Source organism: Paenibacillus glycinis (genome assembly GCF_009909185.1).
Classification (GTDB): Bacteria; Bacillota; Bacilli; order Paenibacillales; family Paenibacillaceae; genus Paenibacillus_Z; species Paenibacillus_Z glycinis.
Window position 1 is genome coordinate 39469 of sequence record NZ_JAAAMV010000007.1, and the last position, 21522, is coordinate 60990.

The following is a 21522-nucleotide window of genomic DNA, read 5'->3' on the forward strand; positions in this document are numbered from 1 at the left end:
GTACACATTCGCGCTTCGGCCTAGAGGCCGGAATTGTCTCCTGCTGTCGAATTTGACGAGACTCCCGAACTACTTATATGATGGAAATGATTCTCTTTTGCAAGGAAATATTTCCCTCGGTCGCTAGAGTCGAATGCACAGGTCACATTTTCGTTCCGCGGGTTCCGGCAGCGGGAGGATGCTTGCTGCCGACAACGCGCGCGATAACGGGACAAACCCCCGTTCCTGGCGGATCGGGAAATCCGGAGGTGAACGAACGGATGCACGGAGACGAGAATCTTCAGCAGGAAATGTCCGAACACGAAATCGGAAAGGGGATGCCGCCGAACGGGCCGGAATCTCCGCATTGCATCGTCGGAATCGGCGCTTCGGCCGGCGGGCTCGAAGCCTTGGAGCTCTTCTTCGACCCGATGCCGCCGGACTCCGGAATGGCGTTCATCGTGGTCCAGCATCTCTCGCCGGACTATAAGAGCTTAATGCCGCATATTTTGAGCAAAAATACGCGCATGCTCCTCGTCGAGGTCGAGCATGACATGTACGTGGAGCCGAACCGCGTCTATCTGATCCCGCCCCGCAAAAACATGACGATCGCCGGCGGACGCCTGCAATTGACCGATTCCATCCCGAGAACGGGTCTTCGCCTGCCCATCGATATGTTTTTCCGCTCGCTCGCGGCCGATTTCGGTTCGCGGGCCGTTGCCGTTGTTTTGTCCGGTGCCGGAAGCGACGGTTCGCGCGGAATTCTGGCGATCAAGGAAGCGGGCGGGCTCGTTATCGCGCAGGACGGCTTCTCGGCCAAATTCGACGGCATGCCGAGCAGCGCCTGCCAGACCGGCGTCGTCGACGCCGTGCTCGCGCCCCAGCTGATGGCGGAAAGGCTGATCGCGCACGCCCAAACATTTCAAACCCAAGAAAAGAGGGAATTCAAGACGGCGACGATCACGATCGAACAATATATCCAGCTTATCCTTGACAAAATCAAACAAGCGTCGGGCATTGACTTCACCTATTACAAACGCAACAGCGTCCTGCGTCGGATCGAGCGCCGCATGGCCATGAACAACGTGGCGGATATCTCCGATTATTTGGCGTTTCTCGGCCAGCAGCCGGAGGAGCTGCATGCGCTGCGCAAGGATTTGCTCATCGGGGTAACGAATTTCTTCCGCGACGCCGAAGCGTTCAAGGTCCTCGACGAGAAAGTGCTCCCCCGCATCTTCGCGAACAACGGCAAAAACCGGGAAATCCGCGTCTGGGTCGCGGGCTGTTCCACGGGCGAGGAGGCGTACTCCATCGCCATCCTGATGCGCAGGCATGCCGATCGGATGGATGTGCCCTACACGATCAAGATCTTCGCGACGGACCTGGACAAGGAATCGATCGAATACGCGAGCCAGGGCGTCTATTCCGAGAGCATCAACTCGCATCTGTCGGAGGACGACATCGCGCGCTACTTCATCAAGGACGACGGCATGTTCCAGGTGACCAAGGAGATCCGGAAAATGATCGTCTTCGCTCCGCACAACATCATCAAGGATCCGCCGTTCAGCAACCTGGACTTGATCACGTGCAGGAACATGCTCATCTACCTGCAGCCGGAAATGCAATTCAAGGTGCTGTCGCTGTTCCATTTCGCGCTGACGCCGGAGGGCTTCCTCTTCCTCGGGCCGAGCGAGACGATCGGCAAATTCACGAACCAGTTCGAGCCGCTCGACCGCCATTGGAATATTTTCAGCCACAAGGGCGCGAAGCAGCCCGGCGAATCCCGTGGCTTCGGCATGCCCGGGCAGTACGCCCAGACATCCCCGCGGGCCAAGCTGCAGCTTCCCCCTGCCGTCGTCCAGGAGAACAAGATCCGTAGGCAAACCGATGACCTGCAAACGATTCTGACGGACGAGCACTTAGCGCCGAGCATGGTGATCGACACGAATAACGAAGTCGTGCACCTGAACGGCGCGATCAACGATTACTTGCTGCTGGCGAGCGGCACGCCGAGCCTGAACGTGTACAAGATGGTCGACTCGAGCCTCGGGGTCGCCATCTCCACGGCCATGCAGAAGATCCGGAAGGAGCGCATGGAAGTCGTCTACCGGTCGCTTGCCATCCGCACGAACCGGGGCGACCGGACCGTCGACCTGAAGCTTCGTCCGTTCTCCGCCAAGAATGCCGCGTTCGGCAAGCATATCCTCGTGCTGTTCGAAGAACCCGAGCAGCCCGCGCGGAAGCCGGCGCAGACGCTCGCGTCGGCCGATCTCGACCGCGACGCCAAGACCCGCATCTTCGAATTGGAACAGGAGCTCCAGCGGACCGAGGAAGCGCTTCAAGCGACGGTGGAAGAGCTGGAAACCTCCAACGAGGAGCTGCAATCCACCAACGAAGAGCTGGTCGCGGCGAACGAGGAGCTGCAGAGCGCGAACGAAGAGCTCCAGTCCGTCAATGAGGAGCTGGTCACCGTCAACACGGAGTACCAGTTCAAGATTCAAGAGCTGACCGATCTGAACAACGACATGAACAATTTTCTCGTCAGCACGCGGATCGGGACGATCTTCCTCGACAAGCGGATGTGCATCCGCCGGTTTACGCCGGCCATCACGAAGGAGATCAATCTGATGGATGTGGACTGCGGGCGGCCCATCGACCACATCTCCCACCATTTCAAGGACGACGCGCTGGTAAGCGACGCCCGAAACGTCCTGCAGACGCTCGTCCCGCTCGAGCGGGAAATTCAAAGCCACAAGGGCACCTGGTACAGCATGCGGATATTGCCGTATCGGACGGAGGATAATTTCGTCAGCGGCGTCGTGCTCACCTTCGTCGATATCACGGACCTGAAGACCGTGAACGAAGAGCTGCTGAAGCTGTCGTACGCGATCGAGCAAAGCCCCAGCATCACGATGATGACCGACACGGCCGGCACGATCGAATACGTCAATCCGCAGTTCACGATGGTGACCGGGTACCTGCTGGAAGAGGCCTACGGCCTGAACATGCAGACGTTCAGCCGGTGGGAGGAAGGCGAGCGGTCGTTCGAGGCGATCCTGAATAGCGTCGGAAACGGGAAAGTATGGACGGGCGAGCTCGAAAGCCGCGCCAAAAACGGGAATACCTACTGGGAATCCGTGAAAATCATCCCGATCAAGGACGATCACGGCCAACTGATCCATTTCGTCAAGCTGTCCGAGAACATCAGCGAGCGCAAGAACGCGGAAGAGATGCTCCGCAAGACGGAGATGCTGTCGGCCGTCGGCCAGATGGCGGCGGGCATCGCGCACGAGATTCGCAATCCGCTGACCGCGCTCAAGGGCTTCACCAAGCTGATCAGCAATACGGGCGACAGCAAGAGCTCCTATATCGGCATCATGCTGGACGAGCTCGACCGCATCGAGCAAATCGTCGGCGAGCTGCTCGTGCTGGCCAAGCCGCAGGCCGTGGACTTCGCCAACAAGGAGCTCGGGCCGATCGTGCAGGACGTGCTGATGCTGCTCGAATCCCAAGCGAACCTCGGCGGCGTGGAGATGCACTCCGAGCTGCAGGAGGGTCTGCGCGTGCTGTGCGTGGAGAATCAGCTCAAGCAGGTGTTCATCAACCTGCTCAAGAATGCCATCGAGGCCATGCCAAAGGGCGGGCGCATCCACGTGCAGGCGGCGATCGGCGCGGACAACCGCATCATCGTGCGCTTCATCGACAACGGCGCCGGCATCCCCGAGAGCAAGCTGGCCAAGCTCGGAGAGCCGTTCTATTCGACGAAAGAGAAAGGCACCGGCCTCGGCCTCATGGTCAGCCACAAAATCATCGAGAACCATCAGGGCAGCATCGCCTTTCAAAGCAAGGAAGGCTTCGGCACGACCGTGACCATCGAGCTTCCCGCCTTGCTCAACTGACGTCAAACGGGCGGCGGAGAATGGCTTCCGCGCGGCGCCCGAAGCCGTTCAATCGCGGCGAGGATACCTTCGCGCGGGTGCATATCGGTATCGCTCTAAGCCTGAAGGAATCAGCCAAGAGCCTCTATCCCCTGCTTTGGCAGCGGTTTAGAGGCTCTTTGTTTTGGACGGGATTTCGAGTCGCTGCCGGCCTGACGGCTTATTCCGCCGCCCGGACCGGCTCCGCGGCCGCAGCTTCCCGCGGCTCCACCGCTTCCTTCAGCTTCCGCTCGATGTCCGCGGCATAAGCCGCCCGCTGCTCCCCCGTCCACCGCAGCCGCTCCGCCATCGCGGCGATGACGGCGTCCTTCCATTTGCGCACCTCCGCGATGCGGAAGAACAGGTCGCCGGTCCGGCGAACGAGGAAGTCCGCGGGCTTCGCCGCCATCTCCGCCTCTATCGCGTACCGCAGCCGGACGGCCAGCGCGAGCGGCAGCCCGTGCTTCGCCGCCCACGGCTTCGTCGTCTCCGCCAGCTCGAATAGCAGCGGCGCGTTGGAGCCGTAGCGCCGCGCCAGAAACGCGGCTTCGTCCGCGGAGAAGCCGCGGAGCTGGCCTTCGCCCGTCTTCGTGCGCACGTACGCTTCATAGTTGCGGGAGCCGCCGAGATCGCCGCCGGACATCGGGATCGACTTCGTCCCGCTCGCGGGCAGCTTGCGCTTGCCTTCCTGCACGAGAAGCTCGGAGACCTTGTCGACGACCGTCTCCGCCATTTTGCGGTAGCCCGTCAGCTTGCCTCCGGCAATGGAGATCAGTCCGGACGGCGAGACGAATATCTCGTCCCGGCGCGAGACCTCCGAGGGCGACTTGCCTTCCTGCTGGATGAGCGGGCGCAAACCGGCCCAGCTCGATTCCACGTCCGCCGCGGTCAGCGCAAGACCCGGAAACATGAAATTGACCGCCTCCAGCAGATAAGTCCTGTCTTCCGCGGTCATGACGGGCCGCTCGGTATCGCCGGCGTAATTCGTGTCCGTCGTGCCGAAATACGTCTTGCCCTCGCGCGGAATCGCGAACACCATCCGGCCGTCCGGCGTATCGAAATACACCGCCTGCCGCAGCGGGAAGCGCGACTGGTCGAACACGAGATGCACGCCCTTCGTCAGGCGCAGCGTCTTGCCCTCCTTGGAGCCGTCCATCTCGCGCAGACGGTCGACCCACGGCCCGGTCGCGTTGACGATCTTGTCGGCCGCGACCGCATACGCCCCGCCGCCGATCAGATCGCGGACGACCGCGCCGTTCAGCTTCCCGTCCTCCGCGTAGCGAAGCTCCTCCACCCGGGCATAGTTGACGGCATCGGCGCCGTGCTCGACCGCTTTCTTCATCACTTCGATCGTGAGCCGCGCGTCGTCGGTCCGGTATTCGACGTAATAGCCGCCGCCCTTCATGCCTTCCCGTTTCAGCAAAGGCTCCTTCTCCAGCGTCTGCCGCGCGTTCAGCATGACGCGCCGTTCCCCGCGCTTCACGCCGGCAAGGAAATCGTAGACGCGCAAGCCGAGGCTCGTCGAGAGCTTGCCGAAGCTGCCGCCGGCATAGAGCGGCAGCAGCATCCATTCGGGCGTCGTCACATGCGGGCCGTTCTCGTACACGATCGCCCGCTCCTTCCCGACCTCCGCCACGACGCCGACCTCGAGCTGCTTCAAATACCGCAGGCCGCCGTGCACGAGCTTCGTCGAGCGGCTCGACGTGCCCGCCGCGAAGTCCTGCATCTCCACGACCGCCGTCCTGAGGCCGCGCGCGGCCGCATCCAGCGCGATCCCCGCTCCCGTGATGCCGCCGCCGATCACGAGCAGATCAAGCGGCTTACGCTGAATGTCTTGCAAGACGGAACCCCGGTCCTCCGCTCCGAATCGGCCGTTCCTCTTCATGGTTGTCATGAACTTCACGCCTGCCTTTCCCTTTTCACAATGTACGCCGGAGGCCTCCGGCCCGCGCATGGACGACGGTCGGCGCCGTTAGATTGGTATTACCCGGCACCGCCCCGGCCGATGCAAAAAAACCACGAATAGTCGCTGCTCCGGACCGCCGGCAAGGGCGTGCCAAAACAACAATCTTCGTGGTTTCTCCGTGTCTCCAACCGTTATTAACTTACCGCTACTATACCATGCTCATTCGCAAAACGCCATGGCCGCTTTCACCGCGCGCCGCCAGCCGTCGTACAGCCGCGTCCGCCGCGCCTCCTCCATCGCCGGCGCGAACAGGCGGTCGACCTGCCGCAGGCCGCGGATTTCCTCGCGTCCGGACCAGTAGCCGACGGCCAGGCCCGCCAGGTATGCCGCGCCGAGCGCCGTCGATTCATTGACGACCGGCCGCTCGATCGGCACGCCGAGCATGTCGCTCTGGAACTGCATCAGCGGATCGTTGGCGACCGCGCCGCCGTCGACGGACAGCGCGCATAGCGCGATTCCCGACTCCTCTTCCATGACCGTCAGCACGTCCTTCGTCTGGTACGCCAGCGACTCCAGCACCGCCCGGACGAGATGCGCCTTGTTCGTGGCGCGCGTCAGCCCGAACATCGCGCCTCGCACGTCGCTGTTCCAATAGGGCGTGCCGAGTCCGACGAAGGCGGGCACCACGTATACGCCGTCCGCGGAAGGCGCCGCGATCTCCGCGGATTCCGCGGCCGAGGCGATCATGCCGAGGCCGTCGCGCAGCCACTGGATCGCGGCGCCCGCCACGAAGACGCTGCCTTCCAGGGCGTATTCCACCCGTCCGTCCGTCTGCCAGGCGATCGTCGTCAGCAGCCCGTTCTTGGACGGCACGGGCTGCCCGCCGGTATTCATCAGCATGAAGCAGCCGGTTCCGTACGTGTTCTTCACGCTGCCCTTGTCGAAGCAGGCCTGCCCGAACAACGCCGCCTGCTGGTCCCCGGCGGCGCCGGCGATCGGAACGGCATAACCGCCGAAGAGGCCGGGAGCCGTATGACCGTACACCTCCGAGGAGGAGCGCACTTCCGGCAGCATCGCCTTCGGCACGCCGAGCATCGCAAGCAGCCCGTCGTCCCAAGCCAGCTCGTAAATGTTGTACATGAGCGTCCGCGAGGCGTTCGTCGCGTCCGTCACGTGCACCTCGCCGCCCGTCAGCTTCCAGATCAGCCACGTATCGACGGTGCCGAAGAGCAGTTCGCCGGCTTCCGCCCGTTCGCGGGCGCCGGGTACGTTCTCCAGGATCCAGGCCACCTTCGTGCCCGAGAAATACGGATCGATCCGCAGTCCCGTGCGCTCCCTGACCGCCGCTTCATGGCCTTCCGCCGCAAGCCGCGCGCAGATGCCTGCGGATTGGCGGGATTGCCAGACGACCGCCGGATAGACGGGCTCCCCCGTCGCGCGGTCCCAGACGATCGTCGTCTCGCGCTGGTTGGTGATGCCGAGTCCGGCGATCCGCTCCGCGCCGACGCCCGTCTCGGCCAGCAGCTGCCGAATCACGCCTAGCGCCGAATGCCAGATAAACGACGCATCCGCCTCCACCCAGCCGGAACCCGGATACCGGAGCGGCAGCTCCTGCTGCGCCATGCCCGAGATCGCGCCCTTGCGGTCCACGAGCAGCGCGCGCGTGCTGGTCGTGCCTTGATCCAGCGCCAGCATATAGTTGTCCATGCGTGTATCCCCTCCCTGCAGTCGTATGACCCGTTGCCGGGCGGCGAGCCACGGTCCGTTCGCGCGCTACAGCTCCCATAGCTCGCGGCGAGAAGTCGTGACCGCCGCCGCGCCGGCTTCGATCGCTTGGCGCACATGCGCCTCCGTCCGGATCAAGCCGCCCGCGATGACGGGCACGCCGGTCCGTTCCTTGACTTCCGCGATGATTTCCGGCATGATGCCGGGCAGTACCTCGACGTAATCCGGCTGCGTCTTGCCGACCAGCGCGTAGCTGCGTTCCAGCGCATCGGAATCCAGCAGGAACAGCCGCTGGATGGCGATCAGCTTGTTTTGCTTCGTTCGCTGGATGACGCCAGCCCGCGTCGAGATCAGCCCGGCGGGCCGGATGCTCTGACAGAGAAAATCGGCCGCGTATTCATCGTTCTTGAGGCCGTCGATCAGATCGGCATGCAGCAGCACGTCTTTCCCGTGGGCCCGCGCCAGATCCACGATCGGCTTGATCTGCCCCACATGGCCGCCCAGCAGCACGAATCCGGGAAACGCAGCCGTTAAAAGCGCTTCCACTTCCTTCGGCTTGCGTACGGCCGGCAGCACCTTCCTGCCCGATTGGAACAATGGCAAGGCATCCGCCCCCTTTCCGCCGAGGTTGGCCGCACATGCGGCTTATGACGCGCGCGTTCGCTTCCCGCGGCTGGCGCACGGCTCCGTTATCCTTTCAATATGCCAGATTTCCCGCGCGTTGACAATCGCCCGCCGGCCGGAATTCGGCCGCGGCGCCATCCGCATCCTGCCGCCGGGATATCCGGCTTTTTGCCGCTGCATGAATAAAACGCGCCGATAAAGCGGCATATTGATGAAGAAAGCGACCACACATTCGTACGAGGAGGCATCAGCATGAACCCGCAGCGCGCGCAAGAAATCGCGGAATCGCCCGTCATGGCCGACGTCACCTGCGACGGCGTCCCCGTCTACATTCAGCATGTGGACGCCGAGAACGATACGGCCCGCATCTATCCGCTGGACCAGCCGGACCAAGAGCAAACCGTCGCTTTGGGCACTTTGGTCGAGGCATCCCCGTTCCAAGGGGACGGCATCCACATGCTGTGCCCGCCTGACCAAGGGCAGTAGCGCGGACGTTCCGCATCGCAAAAAAAAGACCCGCAGCAACGGGCTGCGGGTCTGAAGTCAATCTATATAATAGGGGGTTGAGTCTTATTATAGGGACCGAAGATTAAGAGAACCTGAAAACGGCATTGCAGTTGCGTTACAATTGCGTATCATTCTTGCGCCAGCGTCCACGTTTTTCCATCGCGCATGCCAAGCAACAACCGCTATTGCGCCGGATCGTCCCGTTTTCGCCAAAGACCCATACGGATACGGGCCGCGCGTCATAAACTGTGATGTGCTTCTTCTCTTATTCGGATCTTCGATGCTGAAGATCCTTTTTTTGTTTGCCGAACGCGAAAACGGCTCCCTCGCTTTAGGAGAAAAGCCATGTTACCCAATAAGAAAGCAGGACCAAGGTGAACACGACCGTGATCGGAATCGCAATGATCGTGACCCGCAAATAATGCATCCAGCTGATTTTGACGCCGCCTTTATGGACGATGTGCATCCACATCAGCGTGGCGAGCGTGCCGATCGGCAGCAGCAGCGAACCGATGTCGCTTCCGATGACGCTGGCGAGGTACGATAGCTTGAGCGTCAGCGGATCCAGTCCCATATGCGTCAGCGTCAGCGTGCCGACCATAAGCGCGGGATGATTGTTGAACAGATTGGACAGCACGCTGATCATCGCGCCCATCAGCACGCTTGCGTTCAGCAGGCCTCCGGAGACGATCGGCTGCAGCAGCCGGATAAGATAATCCGTCAGGCCGATGTTGTTGAGGCCATAGATGATGACGTACATGCCGAAGGCGAAGATCAGAATATACCACGGCGTTTTCTTCAGCATGTCCAGCGGGGTGATTTTCAAATAGATCCATCGCCATGCCAGCAGCGCGGCCGACCCGATCACCGCCATGATCGAGACGGGAAATCCGATGTAGGAAGCCGCGAAAAGGCTGATTCGAACGCAGAAAACGAAGATCAGCACATTGCGCATGAATTTGTTGCGGTTCTCGTTTTGATAGACGTCTTTGAGCGGGTGGCTGCCCGGCATGAAGCCCTGCTGCAGCGCGATCGGGATCTTCTTGGGCAGCGCGCGATAGAAGATCGCGTACAGGATGAGCGCCAACAGGCACAGCCCGATCGATGCCGGAACGAACATCATCGCCGTGTGCATGTACAGGCTCATGTGGACGATCTTGAGCGCGATCAGATTGACGATGTTGCTGACGCCGATCGGCGCGCTCGAAGCCGTCGCGATGATCGCGCCGGAGATGAGATACGGGATTTTCTGATGATTTTTGAGGCCCATGTTCTTCAGCAGCATGAGCAGGATCGGCGTCGTGATGAGAATGCTTCCGTCGTTGTTGACGAACAGCGTCATGAGGAAGCAGAACAAATTCGTCAGCCAAAACAGCCGGATGCCGGAGCCTTTCGCTTTTTTGGCCAAAATATCCGCCGCCCAGTAGAAGAACCCGAAGCTCTCCAGCACGATCGCCATGACGATGGTGGCGACGATCGTGATGGCGGCGCCGCCGATCGTTTCGGTGATGGTCCCGAGATCGGACAAGGAGACGCTGCCGCTTAGAAGCACGAACAACGCGCCGATCGACGCCGGTATCGCTTCGTTGACGCCGGGGCGCAGGAAGATGAATCCGAGGGTAAGCAGGAACGCGCATATCGTCGTGATAACCGTTAAATCATGCATGACTCAACCTCTCTTTCTTGTCGGAATGCTGCTCCGTTGCTGCCGGTCGCTTTCCTTCGATGCTGCCGAAAATCGAAGCGGCGACGCCGCGGTTTTCATAGAGTCGTTCGGGCGGGATGCGCAGAACAGCAAGGATGTACTGTATTTATACGTACATGGCATATAGCTCGTACTGGTCAAACTACCTAACTCTATGAAAACCATCTCCTATCAAGCGTTGACGTTTATCCCGTCGTGACGTATGGAGGCAATGGACGAAAGCCTATTCTTTGCCGGCCGGCGCCGCGTTCCCGCCGCTGTCCGAGCGCGCGAAAAGCCCGAAGCCGCGGGCATGGCCGGAGCTTCGGGCAACAATACCGGCCGGGCGGGTAACACCCCTTCGCATCTGGGCGTATAGTAAATCATTCAATCAGGAAAGGAACATCGACACCATGAATTACTATTCGTCCGGTCCGTACGGTCCAGTCCCATACGGCCATTATGGCTCCTACGGCGGCGCCAATCCTCCGACGTTCTATTACGTCTCTCCGGCGCAGCAATGGGCGATGCATCATAGCCTCGAAGCGAACCGCAAGAAAGAACAGCCGCTTACGTTCGTGCTCGTCCATGGCTCTTGGGCCGATGCGAGCTTCTGGGACGGCGTCTCGGCCGAGCTGCGCAAGCAGGGCCATACCGTATACGCGCCCGAATATCCCGGCCATGGCGCGGACTTCGCCAATACGAACGCCACTCATGCCATGATGTCGCAAGCGGTGGCGGACTATATTCGAACGCATGATCTGCACGACGTCGTGCTCGTCGGGCACAGCTTCGGAGGCTCCGTCGTGCAGAAGGCCGCCGGGCTCGTGCCGGACCGGCTGAAACGGATCGTCTTCATCGACGGCTTCGTCCTGAAGGACGGCGGCAGCCTGAGCGACGAACTCCCTCCTCAAGGAGCGGCTTTCTTCAGCGAGCTGATGAAACAGTCGGGCAACAACACGATCATGCTGCCCTTCCCGTTCTTCCGCGACGCCTTCGTCAATCTGGCGAGTCTCGAGACGGCGCAGCAATTATATGCCGGCGTCAAGCCCGAACCGGGCGGCCCGCTCTTCGAGAAGCTGGATTTGAAGAAGTTCTACAGCTTGACGACGCCCAAGAGCTACGTCTACCTGACGGTGGACAACGTATTACCGCAAGGCGAAGGCTACGGCTGGCATCCGCATATGTCGAGCCGGCTCGGCCAGTTCCGGCTCATCAAGGGATACGCCGACCATATGACGTATTTCAAGACGGAGCCGAAGAAAATCGCCGAGCTGTTGTACATGGCTTCGCGGGACTGATTCGTCCCCTGGCACGCCGGCTTATAAGCAAAAAGGCGGAACGGCCCGATCGGCCGCTCCGCCTTTTTGCGTTGATTTCCCGAATTTTGCTTGCTTCCGCGCGCCGCGGATCCCGGTTCACTCGTTCTTCGGATCCGGCCCGTACTTGTTGTGCCCCGAATCGCCTTCCAAGCAGGCGAACACCAAGAGGACGATCGCCCCGACGATCGGAATCAGGATGATGAAATACCACCAGCCGGAACGTCCCGTATCGTGGAGACGGCGAACCATGACGGCCAGCGACGGCAGCAGCACGGCCAGCGAATACAAGGCGCCGAGCACGCGGTCGAGCCCGAGGATGCCATCCACGATGGCCAGCGCGATGGACAGGATGCAGTTGACGAGCACGTACATCCAATACTCTTTCCGCCTTGCCCTTCCCGTGAAGCCGACGTAATTTTGCAGCACTTTGACGTACCATTCCATTGGCTCATCCCTCCGGCCGGCATAGTGTACTCGCTTATTAGCCTATTGCGCGGCCGCGTCGACAATGCCCCGCGTTTCGGTTATCGTGAGGATATTGCGCGGCCTTGCGAATGGGATCGCGCCGATTTAGCCATAATAGCGGCATGATTTTCAGATTCGCGGCGTCGGCTGCGAACTTGCCCGCATGGAGGACGATAGGCATGGACACGCGATACGCAACGAACGACGATGCCCCGGCGGTCATTCCGCTGCTGCAGGAAGCGATCGGCCCGATCGCTTATTTGCTCACAGGCGCCTCGGACGACGCCGATGCGGCAAGGCGCTTGACGGATTTCTACAAGCAGCCCGGCAATCGGATCAGCCGCGAGCATGTTCTCGTCAATGAACGCGACGGCCGGGTCGCGGGCATGCTCGTCGCCTATTCCGGCAACGACGCGCAGCGGCTGGACGAGCCGTTCCTGGAACGGATGCGGCGCGACTTCGGGGAAGCCGAACGCGAGATCGTCCGGGAAGCGCGGGACGGCGAATACTATTTGGACGCGCTTGCCGTCGCCGAAGACTACCGCGGGCAGGGCATCGCGAAAGCGCTCATGGCGGCCGCGGAGCGGCGGGCGGGGGAGCTGGGCTTCGACCGGACGTCGCTCATCGTGGAAGCGTACAACGAGCGGGCGTACGGTATATATGTGCGCCGCGGTTACGCGGAGGACGGCTTGCTGCGCATCGGCGGCAGCGATTATCGCCGGATGGTGAAGCGGCTGTAGGCAGGCGAGACGCGGTGTCCGAAGCTCGCCCTTGCCCGCCCCAAACCGATAAAGCGGCAAAAGCCGGACCGATCATCATGATCGTCCGGCTTTTCATGGTTATGCGAACCCGCGCGTCTCTGCCTTCGGCGGCATTCCCGATCTGCAAATGCCTCGCTGCAAACGCTAGGAGAGCCGGCTTTTCGCCCGTTACGCCAGCTTCGGCATCAAGCCGCCGCCAAGCTTGTCGCCGCGTTCCAGCCCGAGCCCATCCGTGATGACGTGATTGTCTCCGCTGTAGGTCGTCCCGTCCTCCATGAAGATGATCGCCAGCGCCCGGCGCGGTTTGTCCGTCGCGTTCGCATGCGCGAAGTGGAACGTCATCCCGTCGTGGAACGTGCAGCTGCCCGCTTTCATGCGGCAGATGACGGCGGTGTTGCGGTCCAGGTCCTTGGCGCCCTCCTGCGCGAAGATATCCTCCGGCGTGACCAGGCTCACGCCCTTGAGGTTGCGGACCTTCTGGGATTTCGGCACGAACATCATGCAGCCGTTATGCTCGTCGACGTCATCCAGCGCGATCCAGATCGAGAAGGCGTTCTGCTCCTTCATCTCCGCCATCGGCCAGTACGGACGATCCTGGTGCCACGGCGTCACTTTGGAATCGCCCGGCATCTTCAGCAGCGCATGATCGTGGAACAGACGGATGCCCGCGAAGCCCGTCAGCTGCTTGCCCAGATCCGCGAATCGCTCGCCGAGCACGAACTTCGCCATGCCGCCGTGATCCCTCCAGGTGTTCACCCGCTGATTCAATACCTTATAATAGGCGCCGCCGGCCTGATCCGTCTGGAGGCCGCGCCCGCCCTGATTGTTCATCGTCTCGTCCATGTATTCCCGAAGCTCCGCGAGCTCCTCCGGCGATAAGACGTTATCGATTTGCACGAATCCGTTTTCCCGGTAAAAAGCCACTTTCTCGTCGCTAAGCTCGATGGTTGCGTTCAGCATGCGTACTCATTCCCCTTCTCGTATCGGATACCTTTACTCTACACCCGGGTACCCCGGGCCATCTTGGACGATAAGGGGAAAAACACGGACGATCTGCCAAAATTGAAACCGCTATCTTCCGAGGACCCGCTGCTCGTCCGTCACCTCGCGAAGGTACGGCAGCAGCACGTCCCGCATCTCCTCGCGGCGAAGGCCGACCTCGATGACGGCCTTCATGTAGCCGATCTTGTCGCCGATGTCGTAGCGCTTGCCGCCTAGCGTCAAGGCGAGCAGTTCTTCCTCCGCGCACATCGCGTCCAGCGCGTCCGTCAGCTGGTATTCCCCTCCCGCTCCGCGCTCCAGCCGTTCCAGCACGGGGAAAATCCCGGGCTTCAGCACATAGCGGCCCATGATTGCCAGGTTGGACGGCGCCTCCCGAACGGCGGGCTTCTCGACCAGGCCCTCCACCCGATAGACGCCGTTCGCCTTCGCCGCCGCGGGCTTGACGATGCCGTATTTGCCGACCTCGCCGGCGGCGACTTCCCTGACGCCGACGACCTGCCGCCGCGTCCGCGCGTGCACGTCGATAAGCTGCGCCAGCGCCGGCGGCTCCGAGAACATGATGTCGTCGCCGAGCAGCACGGCGAACGGCTCGTCGCCGATGAACTGCTTCGCGCACAGAATGGCATGCCCGAGGCCGAGCGGCTCCTTCTGCCGAATGAAATGGATGCTCGCCATGTCGCTGATCGCCTGCACCTCCCGCAGCTGGCCGAGCTTGCCTTTGTCCGCGAGCAGCTGCTCCAGCTCGACCGACTTGTCGAAATGATCCTCGATGGACTTCTTGCCCCGTCCCGTGACGATGATGATGCTTTCGATGCCGCTCTGCACGGCTTCTTCCACGATATATTGAATGGCCGGCTTATCGACGATCGGCAGCATTTCCTTGGGCTGCGCCTTCGTCGCGGGCAGGAACCGGGTTCCGAGGCCCGCGGCGGGAATAACGGCTTTACGAATGGTCATGGCGGGTCTTCCTCCTTGCTTGGGTTGAGTAATCGCCGGCGCCGAATACCCAGCATCGGCTCCCCGCATAATTGACGATCATGCCGGCTCCCGTGGCCAGCAGCTTGCTCGGCAGGAGCGGCAGCCCCGCTCCCGCGTGCAGCTGCTCGAGCAGCCAGGCGACAAAGGCCAGCACGGCCAAATTCAGCAGCAAGAAACGCGGCAGCTCCCGATAGCGGCTGGCGCCGGAGCCGAACGTCCAGCTGCGGTTCAGGAGGTAGCTGTTCAGCATCCCGCAGCCGTATGCGAGGATTTGCGCCGTCACAACGGAGCAGCCGGCAGCCGTCAACATCGCGAACGCGAGCAGATCGGCGCCCGTATTCAGCAGGCCGACGGCGGCGAACCTCAGCAGCCGGCCGTTCATGGCTGTCCGCCGCTGCCCGTCCTGGGCAGCGCTGCCTTCTCTCCCAGTCCGGCCGCGAGGCCGCGGACGTCGCGGACGATGTACAGCGGACGTCCTTTCGTCTCGTCGTAGATCCGCCCGACGTATTCGCCGAGTATGCCGAGCATAATCAGGATAAATCCGTTAAAAATCAGCATGATGCCCATAAGCGACGGCCAACCCTTCATCGTGGCATGCGTGAAGACCGCCAGGTACACCACGTACAACAGGAACAGGAACCCGATGCCCGACAGCGCCGCCCCCATGTAACCCGCCAGCTTCAGCGGCTTGTAGGAGAAGGAGGTAATGCCGTCGAGGCAAAGCTTGATCATTCTGCGCAGCGGGTACTTCGTCTCCCCGGCCAACCGTTCGTCCCGTTCGTAGACGATGGACGTCTGGCGGAATCCAACCCAGCTGACGAGCCCGCGGACGAACCGGTTGTTCTCGGGCAGGCGGTTCATCTGATCGACGACCTTGCGGTCCATGAGGCGAAAATCGCCCGTGTCCACGGGGATATCGATGTCGGTCGAAGCCCGCAGGATGCGGTAGAACGCACTGGCCGACCATTTCTTGAAGCGGCTCTCGCCGTTGCGCTTGCCTCTCGTGGCATAGACGACCTCGTAGCCTTCGCGCCACCGCTCGATCATGCCGAGAATGAGCTCCGGCGGGTCCTGCAGATCCGCGTCGATGATGATGACCGCGTCGCCGGACGCGTAATCCATGCCGGCCGTGATGGCGATCTGGTGGCCGAAGTTGCGGGAGAAATCGATCAGCTTGACCGTCTCGTCCCAATAACCGTATTCCTCGATGATGGCCGCGCTCCGGTCCTTGCTGCCGTCGTTGACGAACAGCAGCTCGTAGGTCTGCCCCGCGGCGCTCATGACCTTCTTCAGCCGCCGGTACGTTTCCTGGATGACGGCCTCTTCGTTGTACATCGGGACGATAATGGAGAAGGTGATTTTTCTGCTCATGACGATCCCTCCTTAATTCTGATCCAAGGTCACTTCGTAAAGCGTGGATCCGCCGTTCATGCCCCTGCCGCCGAACTGCCCCCCGCCTTCCGTCGCCGAATCCGTCGATGCGGCGGATTGCCATTCGCTCGTCGGCACGACCGTGCCATGCTCGGCGATCCAAACCGTCAGCTCGGAGCTGCCTCCCCTGCCGCCGCGACCGCCGCCGGAGATCATGAAATACTTCAGCTTGCCGCTCGCCACGAGCTTCTGCAGCTTCTCCGCGGAATAGACCGGATCGGAGCCGGAGAATCCGCCCAGCGTAACGACTTTCTCGTTCTCGTCGATAATGTACGGCGCGGCCGTGTTGTAGTCGAAGGTCGCGAACAGGTATTCCTCGCCCGTGTTGTGCTCCCGCAGATAGTTCAGCGTTTGCTCGTTGATCGCTGGGCCGCCGTTCATGCCGCCCGCGAATGGCATTGCTCCTCCGCCGCCGAAAGCAGGCACCGAGCCGCCGGCTACTTGGCCGGCTACTTGGCCGGCTGCACCCGGTGCGCCTAGACCGTTTTGCCCCTGGCCGTCACTCGCCTGACCATCCTGGTCCTGCGCGTCCTGCCCGCTCTGCGCTGGAACGCCGGCTGCCTGGCCGAATTGCCCCTGCATGCCGCCGATGCCAAAGCCGCCGGGAGCTCCGCCTCCGCCGAAGCCGTTTGACGCGCCGTCCGGACCGACGATGGGCGTCATGCTGCTCTGGCCGTACGTAATCGGCGTCAGCGACCAGTAGGCGGGGCCGATCAGCATGACGAGCAGGCTGACCGTTCCGATGAGGCGAGCCGGCCCGGGCTCGCCGCCGTTCTTGAACGCGAACAGCACCATTGTCGCGAGGACGCCCGCCGCGGCGACGCCGATGGACCAGCCTTTGCCGATCGTATCGTCGAAGCGCTGCATGATATACCATTGAAGCGCCGCCGTCGCCGTGACGGCAACCGGCAGCAGATACGAGGTCCAGCCTTTGCCGCCGCGGTAGGCGTTCCACGATTCGACCCAGCCCGCTCCCGCGATCGCCGCGATAGGCGCCGCGAGCATGATGAGGTAGTACTGATGGAAGAAGCCCGCTACGCTGAAAAACAGCATGCCCGGGATGAGCCATGCGAGCCAGAACAGCGTTTCTTCGTGCTTCGGCGTGAACGACTTCTTGAACCGGAAGCCCGAGAGCAGCACGACGCCGGCGAACATGACGAACGGAATCATCCAGCTTGCCTGGCCGGACAGGCCGGATTGGAACAGCCGCAGCGGGCCCGGATTGCCGGTGCCGAACATGTTCCCGCCTCCGCCGCCGGGACCGTCTCCGCCTTGGAAGCCGCCGAGGCCGCCGTCTTGACCCGGAAGGCCGCCGGCCGCGGCGGCCGTGCCGGAGCCGTCGTCCTGAGCGGGCATTCCGCCGCTTGCCCCGGCGCCCGACGCGTCTCCGCTTGGCGCGGTTCCGTTCGCCGAGCCGTCGGTTGCTTGGCCGCCGCCGTTCGGCACTGAATTGGCGCCGTTTGCGATATCGTCCGTACCCGCTCCCGCCTCGCCGTTTTGCTGCGTGAACGCTCCGCCGTCGCCGCGGCTTCCTCGTCCGCCTCCCATGCCGCCTCCGCCTCCCGGCGCTTGATCGCCCGTCAAACGGGAGACGCCGTTATAGCCGAAAGCCAGGTTCAGGACGGAATTGGTTTCGCTGCTTCCGATATAGGGGCGCTTGTCGGCAGGAATCGAATCGACGACGACCGCCCAGGAGATTGATATAAGGAACATCAGCGCCGTTGCCCCGGCGAGCACCGCCGTCTTGCGTTTCCAGTTCGCTTTTGCCGCCAGGATATAGAACAGGTAGAACGCCGGGAGAACCATGTAGGCTTGCAGCATCTTCATGTTGAACGCGACGCCGATCATGGCGAACGCGCCGACGACCGTGCCCGCGCGGTGGTTGCGGATGCCTTTGAAGAGCAGCCAGGTGCCGACCAGCAGGGCGAAAACCAGCATGCTGTCGATGTTGTTCGTCCGGCTGACGGACGGCAGCACCGGCGTCAAAGCCAGGACGAGCGAGCCGATCCGCGCGGCCTTGACGCCGAACGTAGGCTTGAGGATAAAATAAATCAGCAGCACGCTGCCGACGCCGGCCAAAGCCTGCGGCAATATGACGCTCCAGCCGTGCACGCCGAATACGTACGCGAAGGCCGCCTGAATCCAGAACGTCAGCGGCGGCTTATCCACCGTGACGGAGCCAGCCGAGTCGAGCGACCCGTAGAAAAAATTCGAGAAGCTCTGGAGCATGCTCGCGACCGCCGTCGTGTAATAGGCATTCGCGTACTTGTCTTCCCAAATGCCGTAGCCGTTCAAAAAAACGGACACGACCGCGACGGCCGTCAAATAAAAATCGATCTTAACCTGCTTGAATCCCTTCATGGGACGAACCACTCCTCTTGTTCACCCTTCTCCCCGCCGCTCCGCGAAAGCGGCATTTTACATTGCAAGGAAAAGAAGTTACCATATTCCTGCTTGCTTCTGCTTTCTTGCCTTCATAGACGAGATTCGGTGACGTGACCGGAGAGTCAGCATGAAGTCGGACCAGTGATAACGGTCGCCTTTGTAAATGGATTCCAACCTTGAAATCTCTATTCAAACCAAGGCATCCAATTACAACAGCGAGTGCAGACTCATACTGACCGCATGGAACTTCGCATTACCGAATCCCTTTCGGCTATGTCCTTATGATGGGTTTTCTATCTGAACTGAAAATGAACCCCGGCTGAATGTTTGCTGAATGCCCGCTGAAGGCTTGCTGAAGGCTTGCTGAACGCGGGCGGAGCGGCATGGATGCCGATCGATCGGAGGCGAGTGGACCGAATGAAGCCGTCCAAGGAAATACGCATACTGCTGGCGGACGACGAGCCGCATATCCTGCAGTTTCTGGAGATGGGGCTTGCAAGCGAAGGATTTACGGTGCGTACCGCGCCCGACGGGATGAGCGCTTATGCCCTGGCGATGGATTTTCGCCCGCATGTCGCCGTGCTGGACGTCATGATGCCGGGCATGGACGGCTACCACGTGTGCCGCATGCTGAAGGAGAGCGGCAACGCGGTCGCCGTCATCATGCTGACGGCCAAGGACGACATCGACGACCGGGTCAAGGGACTGACGCTCGGCGCGGACGATTACATGGCGAAGCCGTTCAGCTTCGACGAGCTGCTGGCGCGGATCGGCGCGCGGCTGCGCAACCAGTTTCCGGATCTGCTGGGCGAAGTGGTGCTGGGTCCGTTCGGCATCGATGACCGCAGAGGCGAGATCCGCCTCGAGGACCGGCTGCTCGAGCTGTCGCCCACGGAATACGAGCTGCTGAAGTACCTCGTGCTGCATCACGGCATGGTGCAAAGCAAAGCGGTCATTCTGGACAAGGTGTGGGGGTACGATTTCGGAGGCGAAGAAAACATCGTCGAGGTGTATATTCGCTCCCTGCGGGACAAGCTGGGGGACAAGGAGCACCGGCTGATCCGTACGCTGCGCGGCGCCGGCTACCGGGTGGATCTGCCATGACGGCGGCGCCGTCGTCGCCGAGCAGCGATAACAGGCGCGGGCCGCTCCGCTGGCTCTTTCCCGGCTCGCTCAGCGGACAGCTGCTGGCGCGTACCCTGCTGCTCATGGCCGCGCTGCTGATCCTGATCGGCTTCATGCAAAATTGGCTCATGAAGGACTCGCTTTACCGGAGCAAAGCCGACGCGCTGCGCTCGCAGCTGATGACGATTCCGATGGGCTGGTTCGTCGATGCCGCCAACGAGGGCAGCGTCCCGGGAACCCGGGACGAGCAGCCGGCCGCCGGCCCCGGGAACGGGCAGAATCCCGGAGGCGGCCATAACGGCGCAGCGGGCAATGGCAAAGGGCCCGGAGGGGGAGGCGGACCCGGGGGCAGGAACGCGCCGTTCCTGTTCGCGCCGGGAACGTCCTTGGCTTACGTCGGCGCGGACGGCGCCTTCACGGATTTGTCCGGCGCGTACAGCGTGCCTTCGCCGCAGTTGACCCAAGTCGAATATCTCGGCAAGATTCGGGAGCTGGCAGCCGACAGAGGCCTGAAGCCGCGAAACGACTATTCGCTGCTCGAGGATGCCCGAGGCGTCCGGCAGATCGTCGTATTCCTGCCGGCGGGCCCGCCGGACCGTCCGCCCGGCCTTCTCCAGATGGGCGCGGAGACGTCGCAGCTGACGGACGTGATGACGCGGCAGCTGCTCATCTTCGCCAGCTTGTCCGCGCTCGCGCTCGCCGCCGGCCTGGCGCTCTACATGCCGGTGCTGCGCCGGACGCTCGTGCCGCTGTCCCGCATGGCGGAAGCCGTCAAGGGCACGGATGCCGGCAATTTGGAGCAGCGCCTGCCGGAGCATCAGGGCCAGATCGAGATCGACCGCCTGTCCGCGAGCTTCAACGGCATGCTGGAACGGCTCGATGCGTCGTTCCGCGCCGAGCAGGAAGCGACGGAGGCGATGCGGCGCTTCATCGCGGACGCCTCGCACGAGCTGCGCACCCCGCTCACCTCCATCCACGGGTTTCTCGAGGTGCTGCTGCGCGGAGCGGCGGCGTCCAATCCGGAGCAGCTGCAGGCCGCGCTTCGCAGCATGCACGGCGAGTCGCGAAGGATCAACAAGCTGGTCGAGGACCTGCTCACGCTCGCGAAGCTCGACCGCGCGCCGCAGCTCAAGCTGGCGGAGCTCTCCCTGGACGGGCTCGTCCGCGGCATGGAGCCGCAGCTCCGCCTGCTTGCCGTTGACCGGTCCGTCTCGCTGGAATTGACCGACGGCATCCGGGTGAACGGCGACGGCGACAAGATCAAGCAGGTGCTGCTGAACCTGTTCCAGAACGCCGTGCAGCATACGGATTCCGGCACCGGCGCCATCGCGGTCCTGCTGATGGCGGTTCGCGGCATCGGCGATGGCGCGCGCGCCTTCGCCGAGCTGACCGTGCGCGATAACGGCCCTGGCATCGACGACGCGCAGCTGCCCCATCTGTTCGAGCGGTTCTATCGCGGCGATGCCTCGCGCGCCCGCAAGTACGGCGGCTCCGGGCTCGGACTCGCGATCACGCGGGCCATCGCGGAATCCCACGGGGGCTCCGTCTCCGTGACGAGCAGGCTTGGCGAAGGCAGCGCGTTTACGGTACGGCTGCCGATGTGATGCGCATGCTGCCTGCTCGGCCGGGACTGCGGTCGAAAGACAAGCCGCCCGGCTGGGCCTTTTAGATAACGCGAACACGAAACAGCGATAGTCCTGGACGAATATCG

The 21522-nt window shown here is 62.2% G+C and carries 15 protein-coding genes and 1 pseudogene; 6 read left to right on the forward strand and 10 right to left on the reverse strand.

Translation table 11 applies throughout. From position 1 onward, the window contains the following. Positions 1 to 182: 182 nt before the first annotated feature. On the forward strand, positions 183 to 3878 hold the full coding sequence (locus GT019_RS11425; protein ID WP_235947745.1) for a chemotaxis protein CheB: 3696 nt from the start codon (positions 183 to 185) through the stop codon (positions 3876 to 3878). A 199-nt stretch (positions 3879 to 4077) separates the two neighbouring features. On the opposite strand, the gene GT019_RS11430 is transcribed toward GT019_RS11425, so the two are convergent. The 3 genes from GT019_RS11430 to GT019_RS11440 all read right to left on the reverse strand — a co-directional run bounded on the left by GT019_RS11430 (position 4078) and on the right by GT019_RS11440 (position 8130). Continuing rightward, complete coding sequence (locus GT019_RS11430) at positions 4078 to 5781, reverse strand: glycerol-3-phosphate dehydrogenase/oxidase (RefSeq protein WP_161743465.1); 1704 nt, start codon at positions 5779 to 5781, stop codon at positions 4078 to 4080. A gap of 240 nt (positions 5782 to 6021) precedes the next feature. Beyond that, a complete protein-coding gene (gene glpK, locus GT019_RS11435) occupies positions 6022 to 7509 on the reverse strand; it encodes a glycerol kinase GlpK (RefSeq protein ID WP_161743284.1) in 1488 nt (495 codons plus the stop codon). A gap of 66 nt (positions 7510 to 7575) precedes the next feature. Next, positions 7576 to 8130 (reverse strand): glycerol-3-phosphate responsive antiterminator, encoded by a 555-nt coding sequence (locus tag GT019_RS11440; protein ID WP_201755351.1) that lies wholly within the window; start codon positions 8128 to 8130, stop codon positions 7576 to 7578. Between the two features lie 273 nt (positions 8131 to 8403). On the opposite strand from GT019_RS11440, the pseudogene GT019_RS11445 reads away from it, so the two are divergent. Continuing rightward, positions 8404 to 8577, forward strand: a pseudogene (locus tag GT019_RS11445) (small acid-soluble spore protein H); the annotation flags it as partial. A 412-nt stretch (positions 8578 to 8989) separates the two neighbouring features. Here GT019_RS11445 and GT019_RS11450 read toward each other — a convergent pair. Then, the gene (locus GT019_RS11450) at positions 8990 to 10324 is read right to left on the reverse strand and encodes an arsenic transporter (RefSeq protein WP_161743286.1); all 1335 of its coding nucleotides are present in this window, start codon (positions 10322 to 10324) and stop codon (positions 8990 to 8992) included. 431 nt (positions 10325 to 10755) lie between these two features. On the opposite strand from GT019_RS11450, the gene GT019_RS11455 reads away from it, so the two are divergent. Next, a complete protein-coding gene (locus tag GT019_RS11455) occupies positions 10756 to 11643 on the forward strand; it encodes an alpha/beta fold hydrolase (protein WP_161743287.1) in 888 nt (295 codons plus the stop codon). A gap of 117 nt (positions 11644 to 11760) precedes the next feature. Here GT019_RS11455 and GT019_RS11460 read toward each other — a convergent pair whose 3' ends face one another. After that, positions 11761 to 12108 (reverse strand): DUF805 domain-containing protein, encoded by a 348-nt coding sequence (locus GT019_RS11460; RefSeq protein ID WP_161743288.1) that lies wholly within the window; start codon positions 12106 to 12108, stop codon positions 11761 to 11763. A 200-nt stretch (positions 12109 to 12308) separates the two neighbouring features. On the opposite strand from GT019_RS11460, the gene GT019_RS11465 reads away from it, so the two are divergent. Continuing rightward, positions 12309 to 12869, forward strand: a complete 561-nt coding sequence (locus GT019_RS11465; protein ID WP_161743289.1) for a GNAT family N-acetyltransferase — start codon at positions 12309 to 12311, stop codon at positions 12867 to 12869. Between the two features lie 189 nt (positions 12870 to 13058). On the opposite strand, the gene GT019_RS11470 is transcribed toward GT019_RS11465, so the two are convergent. The 5 genes from GT019_RS11470 to GT019_RS11490 all read right to left on the reverse strand — a co-directional run bounded on the left by GT019_RS11470 (position 13059) and on the right by GT019_RS11490 (position 18662). Next, positions 13059 to 13850: a phytanoyl-CoA dioxygenase family protein gene (locus GT019_RS11470; RefSeq protein ID WP_161743290.1), complete on the reverse strand. Its 792-nt coding sequence runs from the start codon at positions 13848 to 13850 to the stop codon at positions 13059 to 13061. A gap of 111 nt (positions 13851 to 13961) precedes the next feature. Continuing rightward, positions 13962 to 14849 carry a UTP--glucose-1-phosphate uridylyltransferase GalU gene (gene galU / locus GT019_RS11475; protein ID WP_161743291.1) on the reverse strand — a complete coding sequence of 296 codons (888 nt, stop codon included), beginning with the start codon at positions 14847 to 14849 and terminating at the stop codon, positions 13962 to 13964. Further along, entirely contained in the window at positions 14836 to 15252 is a 417-nt protein-coding gene (locus GT019_RS11480; protein WP_161743292.1) for a GtrA family protein, read from the reverse strand. Before GT019_RS11480 ends, galU begins: the two co-directional genes overlap by 14 nt. Next, positions 15249 to 16241, reverse strand: a complete 993-nt coding sequence (locus tag GT019_RS11485) for a glycosyltransferase family 2 protein (RefSeq protein ID WP_161743293.1) — start codon at positions 16239 to 16241, stop codon at positions 15249 to 15251. Before GT019_RS11485 ends, GT019_RS11480 begins: the two co-directional genes overlap by 4 nt. 12 nt (positions 16242 to 16253) lie before the next feature. Then, the gene (locus GT019_RS11490) at positions 16254 to 18662 is read right to left on the reverse strand and encodes an ArnT family glycosyltransferase (protein ID WP_161743294.1); all 2409 of its coding nucleotides are present in this window, start codon (positions 18660 to 18662) and stop codon (positions 16254 to 16256) included. A gap of 441 nt (positions 18663 to 19103) precedes the next feature. Between GT019_RS11490 and GT019_RS11495 the strand changes: the two genes are divergently transcribed. Together GT019_RS11495 and GT019_RS11500 are read left to right on the forward strand one after the other, a co-directional pair. Then, on the forward strand, positions 19104 to 19790 hold the full coding sequence (locus tag GT019_RS11495) for a response regulator transcription factor (RefSeq protein ID WP_161743295.1): 687 nt from the start codon (positions 19104 to 19106) through the stop codon (positions 19788 to 19790). Beyond that, the gene (locus GT019_RS11500) at positions 19787 to 21415 is read left to right on the forward strand and encodes a sensor histidine kinase (protein ID WP_161743296.1); all 1629 of its coding nucleotides are present in this window, start codon (positions 19787 to 19789) and stop codon (positions 21413 to 21415) included. Before GT019_RS11495 ends, GT019_RS11500 begins: the two co-directional genes overlap by 4 nt. Positions 21416 to 21522: the final 107 nt, after the last annotated feature.

Coding starts and splice junctions, on each gene's coding strand:
- GT019_RS11470 (WP_161743290.1), bottom strand. CDS start 13,850: ATGCTGAACGCAACCATCGAGCTTAGCGACGAGAAAGTGGCTTTTTAC.
- GT019_RS11485 (WP_161743293.1), bottom strand. CDS start 16,241: ATGAGCAGAAAAATCACCTTCTCCATTATCGTCCCGATGTACAACGAA.
- GT019_RS11465 (WP_161743289.1), top strand. CDS start 12,309: ATGGACACGCGATACGCAACGAACGACGATGCCCCGGCGGTCATTCCG.
- GT019_RS11480 (WP_161743292.1), bottom strand. CDS start 15,252: ATGAACGGCCGGCTGCTGAGGTTCGCCGCCGTCGGCCTGCTGAATACG.
- GT019_RS11495 (WP_161743295.1), top strand. CDS start 19,104: ATGAAGCCGTCCAAGGAAATACGCATACTGCTGGCGGACGACGAGCCG.
- GT019_RS11455 (WP_161743287.1), top strand. CDS start 10,756: ATGAATTACTATTCGTCCGGTCCGTACGGTCCAGTCCCATACGGCCAT.
- GT019_RS11490 (WP_161743294.1), bottom strand. CDS start 18,662: ATGAAGGGATTCAAGCAGGTTAAGATCGATTTTTATTTGACGGCCGTC.
- glpK (WP_161743284.1), bottom strand. CDS start 7,509: ATGGACAACTATATGCTGGCGCTGGATCAAGGCACGACCAGCACGCGC.
- GT019_RS11450 (WP_161743286.1), bottom strand. CDS start 10,324: ATGCATGATTTAACGGTTATCACGACGATATGCGCGTTCCTGCTTACC.
- GT019_RS11500 (WP_161743296.1), top strand. CDS start 19,787: ATGACGGCGGCGCCGTCGTCGCCGAGCAGCGATAACAGGCGCGGGCCG.
- GT019_RS11460 (WP_161743288.1), bottom strand. CDS start 12,108: ATGGAATGGTACGTCAAAGTGCTGCAAAATTACGTCGGCTTCACGGGA.
- GT019_RS11430 (WP_161743465.1), bottom strand. CDS start 5,781: ATGAAGAGGAACGGCCGATTCGGAGCGGAGGACCGGGGTTCCGTCTTG.
- galU (WP_161743291.1), bottom strand. CDS start 14,849: ATGACCATTCGTAAAGCCGTTATTCCCGCCGCGGGCCTCGGAACCCGG.